This is a genomic window from Anaerophilus nitritigenes (assembly GCF_004138215.1).
Taxonomy (GTDB): Bacteria; Bacillota; Clostridia; order Peptostreptococcales; family Thermotaleaceae; genus Anaerophilus; species Anaerophilus nitritogenes.
In genome coordinates this window covers 1-2,024 of the sequence record NZ_RYYS01000047.1, presented here as the reverse complement: position 1 = coordinate 2,024, position 2,024 = coordinate 1, and the positions used below count along the sequence as shown (strand labels likewise).

General features: G+C 25.8%; 3 protein-coding genes. All 3 read left to right on the top strand.

The window, feature by feature from the left end:
* Positions 1-447 precede the first annotated feature (447 nt).
* The 3 genes from EK368_RS07530 (at position 448) to EK368_RS07520 (ending at position 1,986) form a co-directional block, all read left to right on the top strand.
* Complete coding sequence (locus EK368_RS07530; RefSeq protein WP_129598088.1) at positions 448-771, top strand: hypothetical protein; 324 nt, start codon at positions 448-450, stop codon at positions 769-771.
* A 61-nt stretch (positions 772-832) separates the two neighbouring features.
* A complete protein-coding gene (locus EK368_RS07525; RefSeq protein ID WP_129598086.1) occupies positions 833-1,663 on the top strand; it encodes a hypothetical protein in 831 nt (276 codons plus the stop codon).
* Positions 1,664-1,773: 110 nt separating this feature from the next.
* Complete coding sequence (locus tag EK368_RS07520) at positions 1,774-1,986, top strand: hypothetical protein (protein ID WP_129598084.1); 213 nt, start codon at positions 1,774-1,776, stop codon at positions 1,984-1,986.
* Positions 1,987-2,024 lie beyond the last annotated feature (38 nt).

Here is a 2,024-nt window from a genome sequence, read left to right as displayed (position 1 = left end):
TAAAAGTAGAGCTATACCAGAGCGATTATCTTTTAGAAAAGAAGGAGTCCTCAAAGACGTAGAGTGGCTTTATGACCATTATGTTGATCATATTGTCTATGGAGTTTTAGCAAAGGAATGGATGCATACTTCTTTGGAATTTAAGAATTTAGGAATTTAGGAAGTCAAGAATTTAGGAAGTCAAGAATTTAAAATTAAAGAATCAAGGTACCTGTCCCTTTGATTCATCCTTTGATTCATCCTTTGATTCATCCCCTTTTGATTCACCGGTTATTTAAGCTATGCATATGGTTAAATACGAAGATTTTATAGGTTAAACGAAAAAAATAGAGTAATATAAAAATAAATGGATTTATATTTATGTATGTAAGAGGTGCGCTGTAGGTATAAACATTTATATTTATTTTAAAAATCAGAAATTAAGTTTTATAAGGAGGTTGTGTATACGTGAAAAATAAGATTATGAAAGCATTAGTGTTATCGTCGTTAGTATTGACATTGGTAGTGCCTTGTGTAGCTTCAGCATCAGGTTATGAAGGCTATCAAGGATATAGTTTGGGAAAATATAAAGGAGATAATCATACAAATACACATGAAAAAGTAACCGATGCAGATTACATAATGAATAAAGTAGAAAAATTCGAAAAAACTGACAAAGCAAATTTTTGGGCTGACAATGGTAGCTCCAGAATATCTAAAAAATATTCGCAAAATAAAGGCAACACAACCAAAATCAAATTTGATAGTGATGAAAATTTAAACAAAGATTAAATAATTAAATTTTGAAACACACCGAATATATAAATAAAAAATATTTATGGAGATGTTGGACGTGAAAAAATTATTGAAGATAGAATTTACTCACTGTATAAATTCTAGATCTTTTAAATTTGTATTTAGTACCTTATTATTTATTTCTTTGTCAGGGTATTTAATAAATTGTTATGAATTTTATGGGAATAAGTTATCCTTTATAAGATCTGCATTTGAATACAGTATCATACAAGGAGTATACTCTCGTTTCTTAATGGAAACAGAATTATTCTTACTTCCTATTCTCGCTTGTATAATTTATTCAGATTCTTATTTTATGGATGCTAAATTAGGTACTTATAAAAATATAATAACTAGGGTAAATAAAAAAAATTACATTATTGCAAAAGGTATTATTGTATTTATAGTTACTTTTTTTACATTTTTTATCCCTTTAATGTTAAATCAATTATTATGTTTTATAGCTTTTCCTATACAAGGCTATGATAATAATTATGCTATTATGCCCTATGACATTGGCTTTCAAAATTATACTAAAGAATTTTTATTTGACTTACTCAGGTTACAATCACCTTTTTTATATAACATGACCTATATGATAATAATAAGTTTGTGTGCAGCACTATTTGCATTACTAGGTTATTCAATATATTTTATTTACAAAAAAAATAGAATGAGCGTTATTGTTGGGATTTTTGCTCTTTATAATGGATCTATATTTATATTAAGTCTTGCTGATCTTGAAAAGTATTCAATAATCAATTACTTAAGACCTACCTTACCTGGATCCATAATTATATTATTGTTTTGGATGATTGCTTTATTCATTGTTAGTACAATTATTATTACCAAAAAAGGTTTCCATGATGAAATTGGTATAGAAGATTAGTATAATTTAAACAAATTTTAGTATTTGTATTAATTCAAAACTATTATTTTTTAAAATATTATAAGGGTTTAAGATTACAAATTTTATTGCCCATATCGGGAGGAAAAAAAATGCATTTAATACATACACTTTTATTGAAAAAGTTATTCCATTCTAAAAGATTTTATTTTTTAGTAATGACAATGCTTATGATAGGCTTTATGCAGATTTTAATTTTTAGTAAACTGTCCTTAAATGCTATAGGATTTACTCCTTATACTATTTATCATAGTATATTTAATGGTTTTACAGTTTCTCTTTTTATAAGTAAGCGTAAATGCTAATACACATAGAAATGAAACTTCAAATTTATTAAAATAAA

Bases quoted from the DNA above. Each gene is read 5' to 3' on its own strand.
- EK368_RS07520 (WP_129598084.1), top strand. From the start codon at position 1,774: ATGCATTTAATACATACACTTTTATTGAAAAAGTTATTCCATTCTAAA.